At 32.7% G+C, this 21,380-nt stretch carries 19 protein-coding genes; 1 reads left to right on the top strand and 18 read right to left on the bottom strand.

The window, feature by feature from the left end; genetic code table 11:
- From ileS to bshC, 17 genes are all read right to left on the bottom strand, one after another.
- Complete coding sequence (gene ileS, locus HMPREF3134_RS03215) at positions 1 to 2,751, bottom strand: isoleucine--tRNA ligase (RefSeq protein ID WP_070440655.1); 2,751 nt, start codon at positions 2,749 to 2,751, stop codon at positions 1 to 3.
- A 225-nt stretch (positions 2,752 to 2,976) separates the two neighbouring features.
- Complete coding sequence (locus tag HMPREF3134_RS03210; protein WP_070440652.1) at positions 2,977 to 3,669, bottom strand: DivIVA domain-containing protein; 693 nt, start codon at positions 3,667 to 3,669, stop codon at positions 2,977 to 2,979.
- Between the two features lie 42 nt (positions 3,670 to 3,711).
- Positions 3,712 to 4,539, bottom strand: coding sequence for a YlmH family RNA-binding protein (locus HMPREF3134_RS03205; protein WP_070440649.1), 828 nt, complete (start codon positions 4,537 to 4,539; stop codon positions 3,712 to 3,714).
- 33 nt (positions 4,540 to 4,572) lie between these two features.
- Positions 4,573 to 4,863 carry a YggT family protein gene (locus HMPREF3134_RS03200; RefSeq protein ID WP_037552372.1) on the bottom strand — a complete coding sequence of 97 codons (291 nt, stop codon included), beginning with the start codon at positions 4,861 to 4,863 and terminating at the stop codon, positions 4,573 to 4,575.
- Between the two features lie 12 nt (positions 4,864 to 4,875).
- Positions 4,876 to 5,469 (bottom strand): cell division protein SepF, encoded by a 594-nt coding sequence (locus HMPREF3134_RS03195; RefSeq protein WP_070440647.1) that lies wholly within the window; start codon positions 5,467 to 5,469, stop codon positions 4,876 to 4,878.
- 11 nt (positions 5,470 to 5,480) lie between these two features.
- Entirely contained in the window at positions 5,481 to 6,149 is a 669-nt protein-coding gene (locus HMPREF3134_RS03190) for a YggS family pyridoxal phosphate-dependent enzyme (RefSeq protein ID WP_070440644.1), read from the bottom strand.
- Positions 6,150 to 6,247: 98 nt separating this feature from the next.
- Entirely contained in the window at positions 6,248 to 7,039 is a 792-nt protein-coding gene (pgeF, locus tag HMPREF3134_RS03185; protein WP_053024658.1) for a peptidoglycan editing factor PgeF, read from the bottom strand.
- 232 nt (positions 7,040 to 7,271) lie between these two features.
- Complete coding sequence (ftsZ, locus tag HMPREF3134_RS03180) at positions 7,272 to 8,453, bottom strand: cell division protein FtsZ (RefSeq protein ID WP_070440641.1); 1,182 nt, start codon at positions 8,451 to 8,453, stop codon at positions 7,272 to 7,274.
- Between the two features lie 29 nt (positions 8,454 to 8,482).
- Positions 8,483 to 9,916, bottom strand: coding sequence for a cell division protein FtsA (gene ftsA / locus HMPREF3134_RS03175; protein WP_070440638.1), 1,434 nt, complete (start codon positions 9,914 to 9,916; stop codon positions 8,483 to 8,485).
- 103 nt (positions 9,917 to 10,019) lie between these two features.
- Entirely contained in the window at positions 10,020 to 11,348 is a 1,329-nt protein-coding gene (locus HMPREF3134_RS03170) for a cell division protein FtsQ/DivIB (RefSeq protein ID WP_070440635.1), read from the bottom strand.
- A gap of 15 nt (positions 11,349 to 11,363) precedes the next feature.
- On the bottom strand, positions 11,364 to 12,713 hold the full coding sequence (murD, locus tag HMPREF3134_RS03165) for a UDP-N-acetylmuramoyl-L-alanine--D-glutamate ligase (protein ID WP_070440632.1): 1,350 nt from the start codon (positions 12,711 to 12,713) through the stop codon (positions 11,364 to 11,366).
- A gap of 1 nt (position 12,714) precedes the next feature.
- Positions 12,715 to 13,680, bottom strand: a complete 966-nt coding sequence (mraY, locus tag HMPREF3134_RS03160) for a phospho-N-acetylmuramoyl-pentapeptide-transferase (protein ID WP_011276018.1) — start codon at positions 13,678 to 13,680, stop codon at positions 12,715 to 12,717.
- 293 nt (positions 13,681 to 13,973) lie between these two features.
- The gene (locus HMPREF3134_RS03155) at positions 13,974 to 16,283 is read right to left on the bottom strand and encodes a penicillin-binding protein (RefSeq protein WP_070440630.1); all 2,310 of its coding nucleotides are present in this window, start codon (positions 16,281 to 16,283) and stop codon (positions 13,974 to 13,976) included.
- Positions 16,264 to 16,665 carry a cell division protein FtsL gene (gene ftsL / locus HMPREF3134_RS03150; RefSeq protein WP_016930703.1) on the bottom strand — a complete coding sequence of 134 codons (402 nt, stop codon included), beginning with the start codon at positions 16,663 to 16,665 and terminating at the stop codon, positions 16,264 to 16,266. The genes HMPREF3134_RS03155 and ftsL overlap by 20 nt, the downstream gene beginning before the upstream one ends.
- 13 nt (positions 16,666 to 16,678) lie before the next feature.
- Positions 16,679 to 17,614 (bottom strand): 16S rRNA (cytosine(1402)-N(4))-methyltransferase RsmH, encoded by a 936-nt coding sequence (gene rsmH, locus HMPREF3134_RS03145; RefSeq protein ID WP_070440627.1) that lies wholly within the window; start codon positions 17,612 to 17,614, stop codon positions 16,679 to 16,681.
- A gap of 14 nt (positions 17,615 to 17,628) precedes the next feature.
- Positions 17,629 to 18,060 (bottom strand): division/cell wall cluster transcriptional repressor MraZ, encoded by a 432-nt coding sequence (gene mraZ / locus HMPREF3134_RS03140; protein ID WP_011276022.1) that lies wholly within the window; start codon positions 18,058 to 18,060, stop codon positions 17,629 to 17,631.
- 140 nt (positions 18,061 to 18,200) lie between these two features.
- Entirely contained in the window at positions 18,201 to 19,814 is a 1,614-nt protein-coding gene (gene bshC, locus HMPREF3134_RS03135; RefSeq protein ID WP_070440624.1) for a bacillithiol biosynthesis cysteine-adding enzyme BshC, read from the bottom strand.
- Between the two features lie 190 nt (positions 19,815 to 20,004).
- Here bshC and HMPREF3134_RS03130 point away from each other — a divergent pair, with 190 nt between their 5' ends.
- The gene (locus HMPREF3134_RS03130) at positions 20,005 to 20,448 is read left to right on the top strand and encodes an N-acetyltransferase (RefSeq protein WP_070440621.1); all 444 of its coding nucleotides are present in this window, start codon (positions 20,005 to 20,007) and stop codon (positions 20,446 to 20,448) included.
- An 83-nt stretch (positions 20,449 to 20,531) separates the two neighbouring features.
- On the opposite strand, the gene HMPREF3134_RS03125 is transcribed toward HMPREF3134_RS03130, so the two are convergent.
- Positions 20,532 to 21,224, bottom strand: a complete 693-nt coding sequence (locus HMPREF3134_RS03125; protein ID WP_070440618.1) for a YjjG family noncanonical pyrimidine nucleotidase — start codon at positions 21,222 to 21,224, stop codon at positions 20,532 to 20,534.
- Positions 21,225 to 21,380 lie beyond the last annotated feature (156 nt).

Genomic DNA, 21,380 nt, shown 5'->3' with positions numbered 1-21,380 from the left:
TTAAACTAAAGTTTTAACTACTTCTTGGCATCGTGGACATAAGTGTTCTAATTCACCTACTGAACCTAATTCTTCAGTATAGTTCCAACATCTTTCACATTTTTCACCCACTGCATGGTCAATTCTAATATCACCATGTTGATAAGCCTCTGCATTGTCTACAGAATCTGAAACTTCAACTTGTGAAACAATGAATAATTGTTGTAAATCTTCAAATTGTTGTAAGAACTCTGCAGCTTTAAAGTTGTCGTTATTACCAATTACAACTTTAGCTTCAAGAGACTTACCAATAACTTTATTATTACGTGCAACTTCTAACGCACGGTTTACATCATCACGTAATGCCATGAATTGATTCCACTTGTCAAGCAATGCTTGATCAACTTCAACTACCTTAGGCATGTCAGCTAAATGAACACTTTCTTCTTTTACATGTGGTGTGTGTGTCCAAACTTCTTCAGCTGTGTGAACTAAAATAGGTGCTAATAATTTAGTCATATCAACTAAGATTTGGTATAGAACAGTTTGCATACTACGACGTTTATGCGCATTTTTCTCTTCAATATAAAGAATATCTTTACCGTAATCTAAGTAGAAATTACTCAATTCAACATTAATAAAGTTTTGTACTTCTTGATAAATATTTAAATAATCAAAGTTATCATAATGTTCAATTGTGCTAGCAGTAAACTCACGTAAACGATTTAGTAAATAACGATCGACTTCAAGTAATTCTGTTTCAGGAATTGCATCAGTATCAGGATTAAAATCGTTAATATTACCAAGCATAAATCTTAAAGTATTTCTAATTTTACGATATACATCAGAAGTTTGTTTTAAGATTTCATCCGAAATACGAACGTCTGCTAAATAATCAGTACTGCTTACCCATAAACGTGCAATGTCAGCACCTTTTTGTTTTACAACTTGGTCAGGAACAATAACATTACCTAGTGATTTACTCATTTTCTTACCTTCACCGTCCATTACAAAGCCGTGTGATAATAAGAATTTATAAGGCGCTTGACCTCTAGTTGCTACAGCAGTTGTAATTGAAGAATTAAACCAACCACGATATTGGTCACTACCTTCAAAGTATAGATCAGCTGGGAAACTTAATTCTGGACGATTTTCTAATACACCACGATGTGATGAACCAGAGTCAAACCAAACATCCATAATGTCCATTTCTTTTGTAAAGGTACCATTTGGACTACCAGGGTGTGTAAATCCTTCAGGTAATAAGTCTTTTGCTTCTCTTTCAAACCAAATATTTGAACCATACTCTTCAAACAAATCAGCTACGTGGTTAACTGTTTCTTTCGTCATAATGATATCGCCATTCTCGGCATAGAATACAGGTAATGGAACTCCCCAAACACGTTGACGAGAAATAACCCATTCTCCACGATCACGGATCATATTGTAAATACGTGTTTTACCCCAATCCACTTTGAAATCTGTTTCTTCAATAGCATCTAGAATATCTTGTCTTACTTTATTAATAGAGGCAAACCATTGTGGTGTAGCACGGAAGATAACTGGTTTCTTAGTACGCCAATCATGAGGGTAACTATGTGTAATAAAGTTTAGTTTTAATAAAGCGTCTTTTTCAGTTAATAAATCAGTAACTGCTTTGTTAGCTTTATCATAAAACATACCTTCAAATTGTCCACCTTCTTCAGTAAACACACCTTTATCATCTAAAGGACTAACAACTGGTAAATCATATTTTTGACCAACGATATAGTCATCTTCACCATGACCAGGAGCGGTATGAACACAACCTGTACCAGCATCAGTTGTAACATGATTACCATTAATTACAAGTGAGATTCTATCTAAGAAAGGATGTTGTGCTTCAACATACTCTAACTCTTTACCTGTAAATTCTTTTTCTAATTGAATGGCATCTTTATCCCATTCTAAAGCTTCTGCTACATCTTCAGATAATGCTTGTGCGATAATATATTTCTTGCCATTCACATTATATTGACCATATTTTAAATCAGGATGAACTGTAATCGCTACGTTAGATGGAATAGTCCATGGAGTAGTTGTCCAAATAATGAATTGAGCATCCTCATCTACTACACCTTTAGTATCTTTCACGTTAAATGCTACATAGATAGATGCTGAACGCTTATCATGATATTCAATTTCAGCTTCAGCTAAAGATGATTCACTTGACGGTGACCAATAAACTGGTTTCTTACCTTTATAAATTAATCCTTTATCCGCCATCTCACCAAACAAACGAATTTGAGCAGCTTCATATTCAGGTTTAAGCGTGATATAAGGATCATTAAAGTCTCCTCGTACACCAAGACGTTTGAAATCTTTCTTTTGTAATTCGATTTGTTCTAACGCAAATTCCTTACATTTTTCTCTAAATTCAGCAATTGACATTTTTTTGCGATCTACGCCCTTTTTAGTCAAAGCTTGTTCAATTGGTAAGCCATGTGTATCCCAACCTGGAACGTATGGTGCGTAAAAACCTTGCATCGTTTTATAACGTACAATAATATCCTTAATAATTTTGTTTAACGCATGCCCCATATGCAAATTACCATTAGCATACGGTGGTCCATCATGTAAGATGTAAGATTGGTTACCTCTATTTTTTTCTAATGCTTTTTGGTATTGATTGTTAGCTTCCCATTGTTCTTGGATTTGTGGTTCTTTATTTGGCAATCCACCACGCATCGGAAAGTCAGTCTTTGGCATTAATAAAGTATCTTTATAGTTCATAATTGATTTCACTCCTTAAATGTAAAAAGAACTCTAAGTTCAATTAAAAAGGGACGGAATTACCGCGGTACCACCCTTGTTAACTCAACTTAGAGTTCTCTCATATATAATATAACTTTGTAAAAATCAGTGATATAAGAGATAGACTTTTATTAGGCTTTCACCAACCCTAATTCGCTGTAAAAAGTTTATTATCTCCTACTTGTCTGACTTATTTTATAACAATTATTTATTTGATGTTGATTCACTTTGACTCATGCTTGATTGTGAAGTAACGTTCTCACTTGTACTAGTTGCGTCACTTGTACTTAGTGAATCTGTTGTACTGTTATTACTTTCGCTTGCAAGCACACTTTCAGATTGTTGAGATTGAGCGCTAAGTTGCTCTTCAGGTGTAATATCTTGGCTATTTAAATGTTGGAAATTTTCTTGTGTGACTTTTTCTGCATCGATATCATAGTTTAATAAATAATCCCAATCATCATTTTTAAGTAAATCTAATTGAGCTTCAACTAGCATGCGGAAACGTGATCTGAATATTTTAGATTGACGTTTCATATCTTCAGTTTGGAATGATAAATGACGTGCTTTTTCGATAGCGTCATTAACAATTAAATCTGCTTGTGCTTGAGCTTTACTGATAACAGCTTCAGCTTCTTTATTAGCAGCCAATTTAGTCTCTTCTCCAGCTTGTTGAGCTTGAACAAGGGCATCACTTACTGATTGATGAACTTGTTGATAAGATTTAATATTAGTATCTCTCTCTTCAATTACTTTTTCAAGCTGTTTTTTTTCTTCTTTTAAACGTTCAATTTCATTACTTAATTGATTTAAATAATCACTTACTTCAGCTGGTTCTAAACCATTTTTCACTTTTGTAAATTCTTTATTTTTAATTTCACTAGGTGTAAAAGGCATCCTACATCCTCCTTAAATCAACATTAAATTGACTTATATTTATTACTTAAATAGCGTTCGATAATTTATGTGTATTTTGTCTTTTTTAGTCCTACCACCTATATCAATGATTTGAGCTCTTCCAAATCCTTGAATAGATAATAAATCATTAGTTTGAACTTGAAAATCTGGTGAATCAATAATTGTGTGATTAACTTTCACGCGCTTCTTTTCAATTAATTGTTTCGCTATTGTTCGAGATTTATGAATCATTTCTTTTAAAACGACGTCTAATCTCAATGCACTTACAGTACTACCTTGAATTTTCCAATTCTCTACTGATTGTATCATATCTTTAAATGGAATAGAATTAAGTTTAACTGTAGCACCTTTTATCTTTGTTAATTCCAACATAATATACGATTCTAATTGCTTTGTCAAAACAAATTGAATACTGTCATCGACAATAATATCACCAACTTGTTCCCTTTCTATTCCTAATGACATAAGTGTTCCTAGGACATGTTGATGTTGTATATTAACAAACTTCTCTGGATAGTTGATTTGAATTAATACTTCTTCAAAGTCAGCTTCCCCAGGTTCAAAATAATTAGGAGCAATGATACCTCTTTTTCTCTCTGCGTTATCTCCACCAAAAAAAGTCACTTCCATATCTTCATAACTGACTGTTATGACTTCAAGTATATATTGTCCTCTCGGATCGAGAAAGTTTGTCAAAATTGGCGCATACTGCTGTTCAACTTGATCACACTTATCTATTAATTGATCTATTAACCCTTGCTCTTCGTCTCTAAAATGCTGATAAATATCGATTATCTTACACCTCTCTGATTCTAAATTAAATGATAAAAGAGGTTGAAACAACCTCATGTATTGTCTCAGCCTCTTAAAAGCCATATATTATTACATTAAATGAACTATTACCATATTAAAGATACTTCTTAACCCAGCTTGGAATAATACAAGTACAAACAAAGCTACAAGTGAAGAAATATCAATCATTCCTATTGGTGGAATAATCTTTCTAAATGGTTCTAAAAATGGTTCATATAATTTACCTAGTATTTCACCGAACTTAGATTCTCTAATATTAGGTACCCAAGATGTAAAGAAATAAATAATCATTCCAAAGTAATATATTTGAACTAGAAAAATTATAAAATCAAAAATGGTAGCTAGTAAACCTACATCCATATAACGTTCTCCTTATTCGTAGTGTTGCGATTCCATTTGTTCAATATGATCTGTAATACTTCCCGCAACTTCTACATTATCAGGTGTACAAAGGAATATGTCAGTACCTACACGTTGAATATCTCCACCAATTGCATAAACTGTTCCACTTAAAAAATCAATAATGCGTTTAGCTGAAATTTTATCAATACGTTGTAAATTCACTAAAGTAGCACGGCGGTTTTTTAATTCATCCGCGATATCTTGTGTATCTGAAAATACTCGTGGTTCGAATAAGCACATTTTTGAACTTTCATAACCACTATAACTTTGCGACGTTTGATTCATTGTAACAACATTTTTGCCGTTTGACTTTGATGGCGGTTGATTCATACGCACATTCCTTTCTTCTGAGTTATAATTTCTTGTTGATTTCTTTTGTGGTACTGTTTTCAATTTACTTTGATTATTATATGAACGTTCTGATTGTTGCGGTTGATTCTGTTGAACATTGTTTGTTTCATTATCTTCATTCTGAACCACACGACGTTGTCGCTCTTCAGGGCTTTCAACTTCTTCTTCATCATCCATTAGAAAAAAATTATTAAATAAATCTTTAATAGCCACGGGGCTCACTCCTATTCTCCTACAAGTTTACTCCCAATTCTTATAAATGAAGCACCTTCTTCTACAGCAATTGCATAATCATTACTCATTCCCATAGATAAATAGTTACACGGTGCATAATCTAAATTAAGGTTTTTGATTTCATCTCGTTTTACTCGTAATTGTTTAAATAACTGTCGAATATATGTAGTGTCTTCTGTATAAGGTGCCATTGTCATTAATCCGACAATTTTTATTTTATCATATTGTTCAATTTGTTCTATAAAGTGATTAACTTCATTCAAAGCAATACCATGTTTAGATTCTTCTCCTGAGACATTGACTTGTATGAAGCAGGCAATCTCATGATCCGCTCTTTTATTAATTTCCTTAGCTAAACTAAGTCTATCTAGTGCATGTAGGTAATCAATTTCGTTTATGACTTCTTTTACTTTTCTAGATTGTAAAGAACCTATAAAGTGCATAGTAACATCGTTAGGCAAAGCAGATTTCTTCTCTAAAAAGCCTTCTAATCTATTTTCACCAAAATGTCTAAGTCCAGCATCATAAGCTTCTTTAGCACGGTCTATTGTAACATATTTTGTTACTGCAATCACGTTTGGCAAGGTAGACGCTTCACTATTTTTAAAGTGTGATTGTATTTCACTTTCAATATTTCTTAAATTTTGTTTTACATCCATTTTCTACTCAACCTCTTCACCATTTGTTAAGTTTAGTTATCACTAATAAATACATATGTATTTAAATATTTATTATTTATATAACTAATCTAATGAGATTATTTTTGGCCTATAAAAGCCAACATTCTACCTGTTTGACCTTTTTCAACTCGATATGAAAAGAAAAGGGATAAATCCTCTGATGTAGCATAATCAGTTATATATATATTGTCGAATGGTACACCATAATGATTAAGTAATAGTGCATTAGCACGTTTTAAATCAATACCATGTCGATTCTCTCCACGAGTTTCAATATAATCTTTTACATTAATCGGTAATGTTTCAAACTTCGCTTTAATATCATCATTAATTTCATATGTAGTTGATGTAGATGGTCCAATTACAATCTTTAAATCATTATAATCAAAATCAATTTGCTTTAACATTTCACTAACAATTTGACCATATGTACCTCGCCAGCCAGCATGTGCTAATCCTACATAGTGATGTTTTTCACTATAGAAATAAACTGGTACACAATCAGCGTAGCACATCGTTAATAACGTATCAGGTTCATATGTATAAATCCCATCAATACCATACATATCATCTGTTAATGTATCGATGTTAGTTCCACGATGACTTTGCGAAATTTCCATTACTCGATTTTCATGAGTTTGAATTGGAAATACCCATTGTGCTCTTTCAAACCCAATCGCGTCCGCCAACATTTCTTGGTGTTTAGTAATATTTTCAGGATTATCATCCACATATCTTGCCATATTGAATGATGATTCTGGATATAGACTATAGCCACCTTCTCTTGTAGTAAATCCTAATTTGACATACTTCAAGTCTTGAGATTCATATTTCAAGTGATGGGGATACTTTACAAATTTCTCTGACACGAGATCAAACCACCTTAATTAAAAGTTTTATTTTTGTCGATTTCTAAAAAGCTTACTCTAAAATTGAATATAGATATATTATATAACAATCTTCACTTTGCTTGAAAGTAAATAAAAAGGGAGCGAACATGAATCCACAAGTGAATTCGCCGTTCTACTCCCAATATAGGAATGATTAAGACGATATATACACTTAACCATACAACGAAATATAGACAAAACTTATTTTCAATTAACGTCTAGTTCTTCTAGAACGTCTTTCTTCTCTATTTCTGATAAAGCTAGGAATATCGTCATCTTTAGTAGTATGATTTCTTTCTGATACACTTTCAGAAGAACGAGAGCTTGATGAGCTTTGTGAGAATGATTCTTCTCTTGGCGTACTTGCTTGTGTTGAAGTGCTTGAAGTTGCACTTGTTCCGAAACCAGTACTTGAAGCTTTACGTCCTTGTGAAGTTGGTTTATCTTCAAAACCAGTAGCAATTACAGTTACTACAATTTCATCTTGTAGTTCAGGATTGATAACTGTACCAAAAATCATATTTACATCTTCATCTGCAGCATCTTGCACGATGTCAGCCGCTTCTTGAGCTTCAAATAATGAAAGTGATTCCCCACCAGTGATGTTCATTAACACACCTTGAGCACCAACGATTGAAGTTTCAAGTAATGGTGATGAAATTGCTTTTTTAGCTGCTTCAACTGCTCTGTTCTCTCCAGAAGAGACACCAATACCCATTAAAGCAGAACCTTGGTTAGACATAATTGTTTTAACGTCAGCAAAGTCTAAGTTTACTTCACCTGATACAGCGATTAAGTCAGAGATACCTTGAACACCTTGACGTAATACATTATCTGCTTCTTTAAATGCTTCCATCATTGGAGTTGATTTATCAACGATATCTAATAAGCGATCGTTAGGGATAACAATTAGTGTATCAACTGCTGCTTTCATAGATTCAACACCAGCTGCTGCTTGAGTTGAACGTTTACGTCCTTCAAAACCGAATGGACGTGTAACTACACCAACAGTTAATGCTCCCATTTCTTTAGCAATCTTAGCTACTACTGGTGCAGCACCTGTACCAGTGCCGCCACCCATACCAGCAGTTACGAATACCATATCTGCACCTTGGATTGCATCTTCAATTTGTTCACGTGACTCTTCAGCTGCTTTTTTACCAATTTCTGGATTTGCACCAGCACCAAGTCCGCGTGTTAATTTCTCACCAATTTGGATTTTAGATTCTGCTTTAGATAAGTTTAAAGCTTGTCCGTCTGTATTAATTGCAATAAATTCTACATTGTTCATGCCATGGTCAATCATACGGTTAACAGCGTTGTTACCACCGCCACCTACACCGATGACTTTTAATGTCGCTAAATGATTAAATCCTTGTTCAAATTCTAACATTTATATTTCCTCCTAGTCTTTTTGGCCCATCATTCAAATAAAGATTTCATAAGTTTTTTTAATTTGCCCTCTTCTTTTTGAGGTTGCTCTTGATCATCATAATGTTCTGTCGTATCGCGATGACTTTCATTGCTATCATACTTATCATAGTCGTCTACTTTATCTGTTCTTTCATGTGGTTCGTTGTAGTCTTCTTCATAAGTATCTTCATGTCTATTTGACTTACGTTTAAACCAGTCAAATCCACCTGATTTAGAAGTATGTTCTCTCTCGTTATCTTCAATAACTTCTTCTTCAAACTCATCATTATCTTGATAACTCATTGTAACATAATCGAGCAACTCATCAAAAGTGATGCTACTAGATATAGTAGAAATAGCTGATGTGAATTCTGGCTTTCTGATACCCATTTGTGACGGTGTATGAACTCTAATCTTTTCATTTACCATCGTATTAAGTAATTCTTTAACTCCTAATAAGTTTGAAGAACCGCCAGTTACAATGAAACCACCGTTCACTCTAGTTAACCCTAAGTCAACTAATACATCAAACACCTCATCAAAGATATCTTGCATTGTTCTCTCAATTACAGCACTTAAATCTTTTTGAGTATATTCAACTAATTCATCACTGTCTACTTGATCTACACTAAATACATCTTGATCTGATGCAGAATTAGCATAAGCATGACCATATTGATGTTTAATCTTTTCAGCCGTTTCATATGTAGTATTTAGTTCTTCAGCAATATCATCTGTAATATCGCGTCCCGCTAATTCAATTGAATCAGCGTCTACTAATTCTCCACGCTCATAAAAGGCAATTTGAGTTAAATCTTCACCAATATCTATTACACATGCTCCTAATTCTTTTTCAGTAGCTGTAAGAATTGATCCATAATTATAAGCATCTGAATAAACATCTAAAACATCTACGCCACATGATTCTACACATTTAATCATGTTGATTAAGATAGATTTATGAATTGCAATAACTCCTGCTTCAACTCTTAATGAGTGTCTAGCAATCAATTCTTTAGGGTCTGATACTTCATTATCCCCATCCACAATAAAACGAATAGGGAATACATCAATTACATCAGTATCCGCTACATCATTTTTTTGACGAATACCTTCTAGCACTTCTTCAATGTGTGTGCCGTTTATTTCAGTATCTTCATAAAAATCAATTTCATTTGCTTCATCATATACTTCAGTACCTATGATAGGTAATTTTAAGAAAACTTCTTTAATGTCTACACCTGATGCGATAGAAGCTTTTTTAATTGTATCTTTAACTGCTTGTTTAGCAATGTCGAAATCATCAATTAATCCGTTCTTGATACCGCTAGTGTAGGTTTGTCCTGTACCTATCACATTTATTCCATTGTGAAATTTTTCGCCTACTATTGTTTTTACACTTGATGAACCAATATCTATGCTTACATAGTAATGTTCCTCCATAGATAGGCACCTCCTGACAAATTACTATTAAAATACACTATGTTTAGTTTACAATACGTCGTAAGGCTTGTGAACTATAAACACATATTAATATCGAAATTTTTTAATTATTTGAATCTGATTGTTCGTTAATTTTATTTAAAGCGCTTTGTAACTCATCTTTTGCATCAGTTTCTTGTTGTGATTTTTGACGAACATTTTGATCGGATTTTGAATCTCCGCTACTGTTTTCATTATACGGTATAAATGATGCACCTACAGATAAATCTATATAACCTTGGGTTTTCAAGTTACCAGAGTCGTCTTTTGATAAAGATTGTGACATTTGAGGATAATATTTAATTTTATTAGCAATCGTTTTTATGTTGCCAACTACTTGCATATCATCTTGCATATATAAAAGAATTCTATTTTGGCTATTTTGCTTAGGTGCGTACTTAATTTCTGAAATCATATCTCTAATGTCTGGAGACATCTTAGATAAAGATTTAATCATGTTGCTTTTTTCTTCACCTTTAAATTCTTCTAAAATAGGTCCACTTCCGGCAATATTACCATCAAAGTTTTTCAATTCTTGATTTCCTTCTATAATTGGCACATATTTATTCTTTTCTTTAACAACACCTACAACTTGATTTTCAGTTATTTGCACTTTTAACGTATTCGGTAATTGCTTTTTAATTTTTACGTCTTTTATTAAATCATTCTTCTTCAGATTTTGAACACCTTTACGTTTACTATAGGTATACATTCTTGAATTACCTTTCACATCCAAAGCTTTTTCAACTTGACTGTTACTCACATTGTTATTTCCACTAATTTTAATATTAGAAATTCTACTTAGTGGTGTAAACATGTAGAGTAAAAATAAAATTATTAATAATACTAAAAATGTAATGATAATGTACTGAATTCTTTTTTGACGCTTCCTTCGCTGAATTCTTAATTGTTCTTTTCTCTCTTGTGGTGATAAATGATCAAATTGTGTACTCTTGGCACGTTTTTTTCTTTTACGATTGTCATTGAACTCTTTAACTCTATCTCTAATAGATAGCTTATATGTGTTTTCACTAGAATTAGTGGAGAGTCTGTGACTATCATTCGTTTTGGTACTTTCAACGCTTTGAGCATTTTCATCAGATGTTTCGTTAAATTGTTCAATTGCTTCATTTTGTTCCAATTGTTCGGATTCATTGGATTGATTATTAAAGTTATCTTCATCTATTGATTGATTTTGATCTTGTTGTTTAGAAGTCTCATTAAGTTTATTAATTTTATACAATTGAGCGTCATCTGTGGAAATTTTATTCTTATCCTTATGATTAGCATCTTGATTTGAAAGGTGTTCTTCATTGTTTAATTCTCGATTTCTTTTTTCAATAAGACTTTGAATCGAGCTCACCTTATTATCTTTACGTCGTTTATCTTTCACTTGATTTCACAACCTTTAATAAGATGGTAAGTGGGCACGGAAACTTTCTATAAATCTTTCTCCACGTTCTTCAAATGTTTTATATTGATCCCAACTTGCACATGCAGGTGATAGTAAGACAACGTCATTCGGTTCGACTACATCTTGTACCTTTTTAACAGCGTCTTCAATATCAGTAGCTTTCACCACTAACTTACCTTGACTATTGCCAAGCTTTGCAAATTTTTCTTGAGTTTGACCAAAAACAACCATGACACGTACATTGTTCATATAAGGTATTAATTCATCGAAATCATTACCACGATCTAAACCACCACATAACCAAACGATTGGTTGCTTGAATGAATTTAATGCAAATTGTGTAGCAAGTGTGTTTGTAGCTTTAGAGTCATTGTAATACTTGTTAGTGCGATTTGTACCTATATATTGTAATCTGTGGTCTATACCAGAAAATGTTGTTAAACTATCTATAATTGCTTTTATTGGTACACCAGCTAAGATTGAAGCTAACACTGCAGCTAGAATATTTTCTAAATTATGTTCCCCAGGTAATACTAAATCATCTATATTAATAATTCTTATTCCTTTGTAAACAATAAACCCATCTTTAATATATATACCGTCTACTTCTTGTTGAGTAGAGAAATATAATGTTTTAGCTTTCAAATTTTCAGACTCAATTAAATGTCTTTGATGATAATTACATATTAGGTAATCATTTTCTGTTTGATTTTTGTAAATCTGTTTCTTGGCGTTTTGATAGTTTTCAAGCGTTTCGTGATAATCTAGATGAGCAGAATATATATTTGTGATAATCGCAATATGCGGACGATATTGCTCTACACCTAATAATTGGAATGAAGATAATTCAGTTATTAGATATTCATTAGGTGATGTTTCTTGTGCTACTTTAGATGCTACATAGCCTATATTTCCAGAGAGTCTACCAGTCAATCTACTTTTCTTAAACATATCGCCAATTAAAGAAGTCGTAGTTGTTTTACCATTAGTTCCAGTTACAGCTATAATCGGTGCTTCTGATATTAAATAACTTAATTCTACTTCAGTTAATATTTTTAAATGTCGCTGATATGCTTCTTGAATTATAGAAACTGTATAAGGAATACCAGGATTTTTTACTATAATTGGCTCATTATCTAATAGTGATAAAGGATGTCCACCATCAACTATTTTAACTCCTAGCGCCTCTAAATCCTTGGCATGAGGATCTTGTGACAAGTCTTTACCATCATTTACAGTCACATTGGCACCTAATTTGATTAATAACTTAGCTGCTTCATATCCGCTTTTGGCTAGTCCTACTACAAGAACATCTTTATTTTCTAATCCTGTATAATTGAGCATGCTAATGCACTCCTATCCATAATCCGATTAATCCTGAAATTAAACCTGCTGTCCAGAACACTGTCACTACTTTCCATTCTCCCCAACCACTTAATTCAAAGTGATGATGGATCGGGCTCATCTTAAAGATACGTTTTTTTGTAAGTTTATATGAAGCTACTTGTAACATAACTGAAGCAGTTTCAATTACAAATACTAGCCCGATTAGTAACAATGATAATTCTTGATTTAACATAATTGAAATTGTTGCGAAAATTCCACCTAAAGCCAAGCTACCAGTGTCTCCCATAAATACCTTTGCGGGATTGAGGTTATACGGTAGAAATCCTAATAATGCAAAAATCATTATAATACAAAATGCTCCAATTGCTGGTGAATCTAAAACAAAGCTCATAATGGCATACATTGTAAAACCAATGATTGATAATCCTGTTGCTAAGCCATCTAAACCATCTGTTAAATTCACAGCATTTGAGAACCCAACTTGCCAAAAAACAATAAAAATCACATATGCAAAAGATAATGGAATACTAATATTTGTAAAAGGTATGTTTAGATTAGTTGAAAATTCTACAAGATGGAAGACATCACTTAGTAAAAAGAATACTACTGCAATTGCAATTTGTGCTAAAAATTTCTGCTTACTTGTTAAACCTTGGTTGTTTTTCTTAACTACGATGATGTAATCATCAATAAAACCTATTAAGCCAAAACCAATTGTCACAAATAATAATAAAATGATTGGATTTGAATTATCTACAAAGAAAATTGCAATAATTGAGGTAATGATAATACTAATTAGAAAAGTCAAACCACCCATTGTCGGTGTGCCTGTTTTTTTCATATGGCTTTGTGGACCTTCTTCACGAATGCTTTGTCCAAATTTCATTCGCTTAAGCGTTGGAATTAAAATAGGTACTAAGATAAAAGTAATTAATAGTGCGATAACCGCAAGTATAAAAAGCATAATTGTCTCCTTTATATATTTAATTTTTAGTTTTGTCTTCTGAGTTTATTAATTGATAATATCTCGTTCATTTTATCAATATTTTAAAGTAAATTCATTTAAAATTTGTATGAAATCGTATGACGCCCTTTGAAGTAACACGAGCTGAGAAGGGAATGATATAACCACCCCCCTCACTTATATTTGCTACTAAAATTCTATTTTGTAACCTATGCTCAATATGCTTGTCACAACTTTTAGACGTTCATTCAATTCTCATAACTTATCATATACTTTTTCAAGTCAAATTATAATCAATCGTTAGAATCTTTACTATTGTTTGTCTGTTGTTCTTGTTCAGAAGAGCTCGAAGTATCATTCTTATTGTTTTTTCCCTTATCCTCTGAAGAACTAGCTTTATCTTTATTAGAAGAGTCATTTGATGCTGTCTCATTGTCATTTGTATTCGTCGATGTATCGTCAGGATCTTCTGGAGATAATTCAATTTCAACCTTACTATTGTCTTTTAATGTGGTTCCATTGTTAACCGATTGTTTTGTTACATAGCCACTACCTTTAGTTGTAACGTTAATGCCAGTTAATTCTTGAAAGGCAAGTACATCATCTTTTGTCCAACCTTTCATATTTGGCATTGTAATATCACCATCAGTTAACAAGAGCACCTTACTATTAGGCAATAATTTTTTATTGGTTTTAATTGATTGAGATTTGACGTAATCTCCATTACCAATAACGGTTGCTTGTAAATCTTCAGATTTCAAACTTTCTTTTGCTTTATCAGTAGATTGTCCAGTTACATTTGGTACTTTTGAATATTGTGCAGATTTAGTTTCATCTTTTTTAGAACCTACATTTAAATATTTAAGTGTATTTTCCATAATTGGTTTGAAAGCCTTACTTACACCCATTTCATAAGCTTCTTGATCATTCTTTTGAGCTAAGCTCATACCGGCATAAACAATAACTTTGGGATTTTTCTTAGGCGCATCACCAATGAAACTTACAAAGTATGGATTTTCACCCTTAACATATCCGCCGTTCTTTTCATCCGCCACTTGGGCAGTACCTGTCTTACCTTCAATATCATAACCATCTACTCTATAATTCATCGCATGACTCTTCTTACTATTAACTACTTTATCTAATTCTGTTTCCACTTTACTTGCGGTAGAAGCAGTAATTGGTTTGCCAGCAATTTCTTTTTTGCCTTGATATAATGTCTTTTGGGAAATTGGATTTTTAATACTATCCACAAACCATGGTTTAAGCATATTCCCTTTATTAAAGAAAGCAGATTGCGCCTGAATCATTTGTACCGGCGTAACAGTTGTAGATTGCCCGAATGCTGACGTTTTTTGTTGTAATTCATTCGACCAAGCAATATTACCCTCTGCTTCACCATCAAACAGACCACCAGTTGGTTTGCTAAAACCAAATCTTTCGTACCATGATTTCATTTTGTCAGCACCTACTAAGTCTTGTAAGTGCATCATCAGTGTATTTGAAGAATAAGTAAAGCCTAATGACATTGGAATTTCGCCCCAACCAGTTTTATTCCAGTCGGAGATTCTAGAACCCATGATATCCCGATGTCCAGACTCATATTTTTTCTTAGGATCAAACTTACCTTCCTGTATAGCTGCCGCTAAACCAAATGATTTAAAAGTAGAACCTGGTTCATACGTATTTTGATATAAATCATTCGCCCATTTTTTCCCGAAATCTTCACCTGTCTCAGGATTAAACGTAGGACGTTGACTGAATGCTAAGATTTCACCTGTTTTAGCATCCATGACAACAGCAAATAAATCTTTTGGTTGATATCTCTTAACCATATCATCCAATGCTTCCTCAACGAATACTTGTATATTTGAATCAATTGTTAAATGGACATCATCACCACGTTTAGGTGATTTTTCATTTTTAGTATTTGGAGCAATATATCCCCAAATATCTTGTATATAAGATAATGCACCTTTAGTTCCACTTAAATAACTATCAAAGATTTTTTCAACACCAAGTGCACCTTTTAATTCGCCTGTATCTGGATTTTTTTGTGCCATTCCTATTAAGTGAGACGCAAAATTACCATTTGGATAAAAACGTTCAGTTTCTGGATATAATGTAATACCTGGTAAGTCCATTTTTTCCAGTTTCTGTTTATCTTGATAAGTTAAATTAGTTCCTTTTTGACCAAATTCCACTTGGAATGCTTTTTTCTGATTAAGTCGTTTTTCAATTTCTTCCGGTTTCATGTCTATAATTTTAGAAAGTTCTTTAGCTGTCTTCTTTTTATCCTCTACATAGCGAGGTTTGTCTCCACTTTTACCTGCGCTCTTATCGACTACCGCTACAACTTTATATCTTTCGACATCTTCGGCAAGAATTTTACCATTTCTATCATAAATCTTGCCTCGTTCAGCTTGTTCATTGTTTTGAACTAAATATTTTTCATTCGCTCGCATTACTAAATCTTGTCCATCAGAATGCCCTGTGATCATAATATATGAATATCTTAAAACCAATATAAAAAAGAGCAGTCCGAATATACCAACAAGGAGGACTGCTCCTAATTTATTTTTTCTAATTTTTCGCTTCGCCATTTGTACGCACTACCTTTACATTGTCGTTATTTAGGCTCATACCTTGTGCTTTAGCCTTGTCGTATATGCGTTGGTAAGAAGAACTTTTTTTAATTTCAGATTGAATTGCGCTATTTTCACTTGATTGTTGTTCAATTTTGGAGTCTAAATCTGCAATCTTTCCATTCGTATCATACGCATCCATTTTTAAAGATAGCATATAAATAGCAATAACTGCAATTGCAGTAACAAGTGTTATGTATAAGTATTTCTCAAATCTTGTGAGTTGAACTACAACCTTCTTAGTAACTGTTCTTGTTTGTGGTTCCGATTGAGGTTGTTGTTTCGGTATACTATTGTGCTGGACGTCTTCATATGGTTCATATATTTCTTCTACAGCCATCGTCAATTACTCCTTATTTTAAAATTTCTGCAACACGTAATTTAGCACTGCGCGCTCTGTTATTTTCATCCAAATCTGTATCCGTTGCGGTAATTGGTTTGCGATTTACTCTCTTGAGTTTAGGTGTGTAAGCTTCAGGAATAATTGGTAACCCTCTAGGCACATCAGGACCCTTTTCATACTCTTGAAACATTTGTTTGCATAATCTGTCTTCTAAAGAGTGGAAAGTGATTACTGAAATTCTGCCTCCAATTTTTACAAGCTCGATTGCCTGCTCAATCGAATCTTCGAATGCAGATAATTCGTCATTAACGGCAATACGTATAGCTTGAAATACACGTTTTGCAGGATGACCACCTTTTCTTCGAGCTTTAGCAGGAATGCCTTCTTTAATGATGTCAACTAGCTCTAATGTAGTTTCGATAGGCTGATGTTCACGATGTGCTTCAATTCGTCTCGCTATTTGTTTAGAAAATTTCTCTTCACCATAGCGATAAAAAATCTTAACAAGTGCTTCATATGGCCATTGATTGACTACTTCGTATGCGCTAAGTTGCTGCGTTTGATCCATTCTCATATCAAGTTTAGCATCATGATGATAACTAAATCCTCGCTCTGGAACATCCAACTGTGGGCTAGAAACGCCTAAGTCATAATAAATTCCGTCTACCTTTTCAATGTTTAAGTTTTTTAAAATGTCAGTTAATTCTCTAAAGTTACTATGTACGAACGTGACTTTATGTAGATGATCTTTCAATACCTCTTTAGCATTATCTAATGCTGTAGTGTCTTGATCAATCGCAATTAATCTACCGTCATCGTTTAATTGATTTAATAAATAGAGTGCATGACCCGCGCCACCAAGCGTACAGTCTACATAAATACCATCTTCTTTGATGTCTAAATAATCAATTGTTTCGTTAAGCATGACGCTAATATGATGAAACACGACTTATTCCTCCATTAAAAATCAAAATCTATTAAATCTTCAGCAATATCTTCGAAACTCTCTTCAGATTCATCATAAAAATCATTCCAAGTTTCTCTATCCCAAATTTCAATTCGATTTGAAACACCTATTACTGTACATTCTTTAGTTAAACTAGCGTACTTTCTCAAATTTTGAGGAATGTTAATACGCCCTTGCTTATCCAATTCCACTTCGATGGCACCTGAGAAGAACATACGCATAAACTTACGTGCGTCTTTCTTTGTCATAGGTAAGGTTTTCATTTTTTCTTCTATTTGTTGCCACTCTTCAAGTGTGTAACCGAATAAACATTTATCAAGGCCTCGCGTGATAATAAAACGTTCGTTTAAGTCATATCTAAACTTAGATGGAATTATCATACGTCCTTTAGCATCAAGTTGATGTTCGTATTCTCCCATGAACATTATTATCACCTCACCTTATTTATAATTTACCACATATCCCCACTATCCTCCACTAATTCTGTAAAATATCTTAAAATTCTTTTTTTATACAAAAAAACCTATTTTATCATTTCGATAAAATAGGTTTAAAGCTTGATTTATTAAGGTTTAATGATGATTTGATCAAATGTGTATTCAAGTGGTGGGAAAGTGGAGGGACTAAACACATCAATCCCAAAATCATTCATAATTTGTAGTGGATTCCAGATTCTTTCTTGTAATCCGTGGTGAGGATGTAATACTAAATCCAATTCTCTAAATTGTCTCATACTAATATCATTCTCACGTTCAATATTTAACAAATAGCGTTTCAGTAAATAATCAAATTGTTTATTATGAATTTCTTCATTTTTAATTACTAAATTGTAATTATCTTGATTTTCCTTAACTTCATTTAATAATTGTTGATACACATTTTCATGTTTTGCTTTCAATTCTTCTACTTGTTGTATAAACATATCGGAAGCTTTTTCACGTACAAATTCATTTTTGTCATCATCGATACCATCTTGAATAACTTTTTCAACATTAAGGCTATATTGTTTAAGTAGTTTTTGTGTTCTTTCCATCATATATGTCATCTTCATACGTGGAAGAACTATTGGCATTTCTACATTAAGTAATTTGAATACATTATTTAGTTCTGCCCAATATTTAATTTCACTTGGACCACCTATGAATGCTACTGTATTAAATAGCCATTCTTCCATGACTGGTCTCGTAACGACGTTGTTTGAGAAACGCTCCGGCTCTGTCTCTATTAATTCAATTAATTCATCTTCAGAGTAGGTAATATCAGATTTACTTAATTTAAAATGATTATCTTCTTTTGATATTAATTGACGCATACCATCCTCATGAAGGAACAAATGTACATTAGTATCTGTCTGTATCATTTGTGTTAATCCCGATGCAATGGTTTGCTCTTGTGTTTGTCTGAATACTTGATTAATTTTAGAATGATTATTTACTATTTCTTTGAGTAATGGTTTTTCAAGTTGTCTAAGCTTATCGTTCTGTGCATCGATGAGTAGCACACCGTGTTCTTTAAAGACCGTATGCAATAAAGCCTTAAATATATCAGTCCAAGTATCAAACTCATTAATAATATCCACGCATAATCTATATAAGGGTTTAGAATGTTTAGTTTCTTTTAATTCTTCGAAGAAAAGATTTAATGCATTAAGCATAGCTTCCTTATCAGGAGTATATCTTGAAATATTTGTTTCTGGAGGCGTCATTGTATGGTACTTCACTTTCTTTAATTGCGCCTCTTTCACATTATAAACATACGTATGATTCACTTCATCAAAATCATGATCCTCTCCAGCAATCCAAAACACAGGAACAACCGTTTCACCGTATTCTTTAGTTAGTTGACTACTTAACGTTACTATCGAAAGAATTTTATGGAAAGTGTATAAAGGTCCCCCAAACAATCCTGATTGTTGACCTCCAATAACTACTTTAGCTCCTTGTTCAAGCGCCTCAATATGCTCTAGCTGAGAAGTAGTTAATTTCAAATCCGCCATATAGTCTTTAATGATTTGTGCTAATTGTTTTTCTCTACCATTATTAGCACGTTTCATTCTAGTCGTGAAACTAGCTGTCTCAACTGGGTTATATTGATAAAATTCTAATAAACTTTTATCACTTTCTTTTAATTTTGAAATAAATGAATCTTTTTCTTTAAAATGAGTTACTCGACAATCCATATCTATACTCCTTCAACATAGCTATTACTCATATAGTATAAAGATTATAGCATTATATGACAATTTAACGGCTTAAAAATTTATAATTTTTGAAGTGAAATTTACCCTTTCGTCCTGAAAATACAATTGAATGAAATTTACATATTATTTAAGTTATAATATAACAAAAGAAATAAGGGGGATAACGCAAATGAGTGAAGTAAAACATCTTGAAATTAATTATAAAACAGACGAATTGTTTGAGGCTTTTAGAGAATTCGGTAACAAAGATTTATACATGGTTGAAGAACTACAAGGCCAAATGATCGATGCCAGTTCTGAATCACCATTCTATGGCATCTTTCACGGTGAAAACCTTGTTGCCCGAATGGCTTTACTAAAAAAGGGTGACGTTGAGGAAATTTACTTTCCAGAATTCGATGATTATTTACTACTTTGGAAATTAGAAGTTTTAAATAACTATAAAAATAAAGGGTATGGTCAGTCACTCATTGATTATGCAAAATCTTATCATATGCCTATCAAAGCCATTGCACGTCAAAATTCTAAAGATTTTTTAATGAATCAAGATTTTGAGGATGTACACGCTAAAAATCCTGAAGGTCATGATGTACTCGTATGGTCTCCTAAATAATTAATTATAATATGGAAAAACTACGGAGTGATAAAAGTTCTATCAGAATCTTTACCACTCCAACTTTTTTGCATAAAATGTTTTTACTCATTTTCAATTAAATCAACTAATTCACTCAATGATTTAATTTCGTAATCTGGATTTATATCAGAATTATTCTTTTTATTTCTTACATTAAACCAGCATGTAGCTATTCCCGCATTTTTTCCACCTAATACATCTGAAGTTAATGAATCACCAACAATAATGGTAGATTTTCGTTTGTCCTCACCAATTTTTTCAAACACATAATCAAAAAACTCAATCATTGGCTTTTGATAACCCGTTTCCTCTGATATAAATACATCATCAAATGTGTCTTTAAATTGTAATTGTGCGATACGTCTTTTTTGAGTATCTGTAACACCATTAGTAACAATATAAAGCTCATTGTTTTGAGCTAATCGATCTATCGTTTCTAGAGTGGAATCAAAATGCTTAATGGGTGCTTTAGCTAATTCATCCCTAAAAGTAACATCTGCTTGTTTACCATCCACTTCAATCCCATAATGATTAAAATATTCAATGAATCTGTGTGAAAGAACTTCTTCTTTAGTTAGTTTATTCTTTTGAAAAGCCTCCCAATGTGCCTGATTAATTTGTTTAAAAAATTGAAAGTCTTCTGCTGTTGGGTAATGATGATAATGTTTGGCCATATTGTGAAAAGCTTTATCTTCAGCATCATAAAAATCAACTAATGTATCATCGAAGTCTAATAATATTGTATTATATTTCATATTTTCATCCTTAACGTTTATTTTCTAAAATCTATTTTAACAGAAATATATTTATAAATTAAAAAAGACCAGAGCGCTTGCCCTGGTCCATGATAATTAAAATTTCAAATTAGAAGCCGAAAATTTTACCTAAAACACTGATTCCGTTTTCTACGA

It is taken from the genome of Staphylococcus sp. HMSC14D10, assembly GCF_001808125.1.
Taxonomy (GTDB): domain Bacteria; phylum Bacillota; class Bacilli; order Staphylococcales; family Staphylococcaceae; genus Staphylococcus; species Staphylococcus haemolyticus.
This window is presented reverse-complemented; position numbering and strand designations above follow the sequence as displayed.

Excerpts from the sequence above, each read along its gene's own strand:
- ftsZ (WP_070440641.1), bottom strand. The coding sequence starts at position 8,453 with ATGTTAGAATTTGAACAAGGATTTAATCATTTAGCGACATTAAAAGTC.
- HMPREF3134_RS03200 (WP_037552372.1), bottom strand. The coding sequence starts at position 4,863 with ATGGATGTAGGTTTACTAGCTACCATTTTTGATTTTATAATTTTTCTA.
- mraY (WP_011276018.1), bottom strand. The coding sequence starts at position 13,680 with ATGCTTTTTATACTTGCGGTTATCGCACTATTAATTACTTTTATCTTA.
- ileS (WP_070440655.1), bottom strand. The coding sequence starts at position 2,751 with ATGAACTATAAAGATACTTTATTAATGCCAAAGACTGACTTTCCGATG.
- HMPREF3134_RS03125 (WP_070440618.1), bottom strand. The coding sequence starts at position 21,224 with ATGAAATATAATACAATATTATTAGACTTCGATGATACATTAGTTGAT.
- ftsL (WP_016930703.1), bottom strand. The coding sequence starts at position 16,665 with ATGGCTGTAGAAGAAATATATGAACCATATGAAGACGTCCAGCACAAT.
- HMPREF3134_RS03205 (WP_070440649.1), bottom strand. The coding sequence starts at position 4,539 with ATGAGGTTGTTTCAACCTCTTTTATCATTTAATTTAGAATCAGAGAGG.
- murD (WP_070440632.1), bottom strand. The coding sequence starts at position 12,713 with ATGCTCAATTATACAGGATTAGAAAATAAAGATGTTCTTGTAGTAGGA.
- ftsA (WP_070440638.1), bottom strand. The coding sequence starts at position 9,916 with ATGGAGGAACATTACTATGTAAGCATAGATATTGGTTCATCAAGTGTA.
- mraZ (WP_011276022.1), bottom strand. The coding sequence starts at position 18,060 with ATGTTCATGGGAGAATACGAACATCAACTTGATGCTAAAGGACGTATG.
- HMPREF3134_RS03155 (WP_070440630.1), bottom strand. The coding sequence starts at position 16,283 with ATGGCGAAGCGAAAAATTAGAAAAAATAAATTAGGAGCAGTCCTCCTT.
- HMPREF3134_RS03190 (WP_070440644.1), bottom strand. The coding sequence starts at position 6,149 with ATGGATGTAAAACAAAATTTAAGAAATATTGAAAGTGAAATACAATCA.
- HMPREF3134_RS03210 (WP_070440652.1), bottom strand. The coding sequence starts at position 3,669 with ATGCCTTTTACACCTAGTGAAATTAAAAATAAAGAATTTACAAAAGTG.
- bshC (WP_070440624.1), bottom strand. The coding sequence starts at position 19,814 with ATGGATTGTCGAGTAACTCATTTTAAAGAAAAAGATTCATTTATTTCA.
- HMPREF3134_RS03130 (WP_070440621.1), top strand. The coding sequence starts at position 20,005 with ATGAGTGAAGTAAAACATCTTGAAATTAATTATAAAACAGACGAATTG.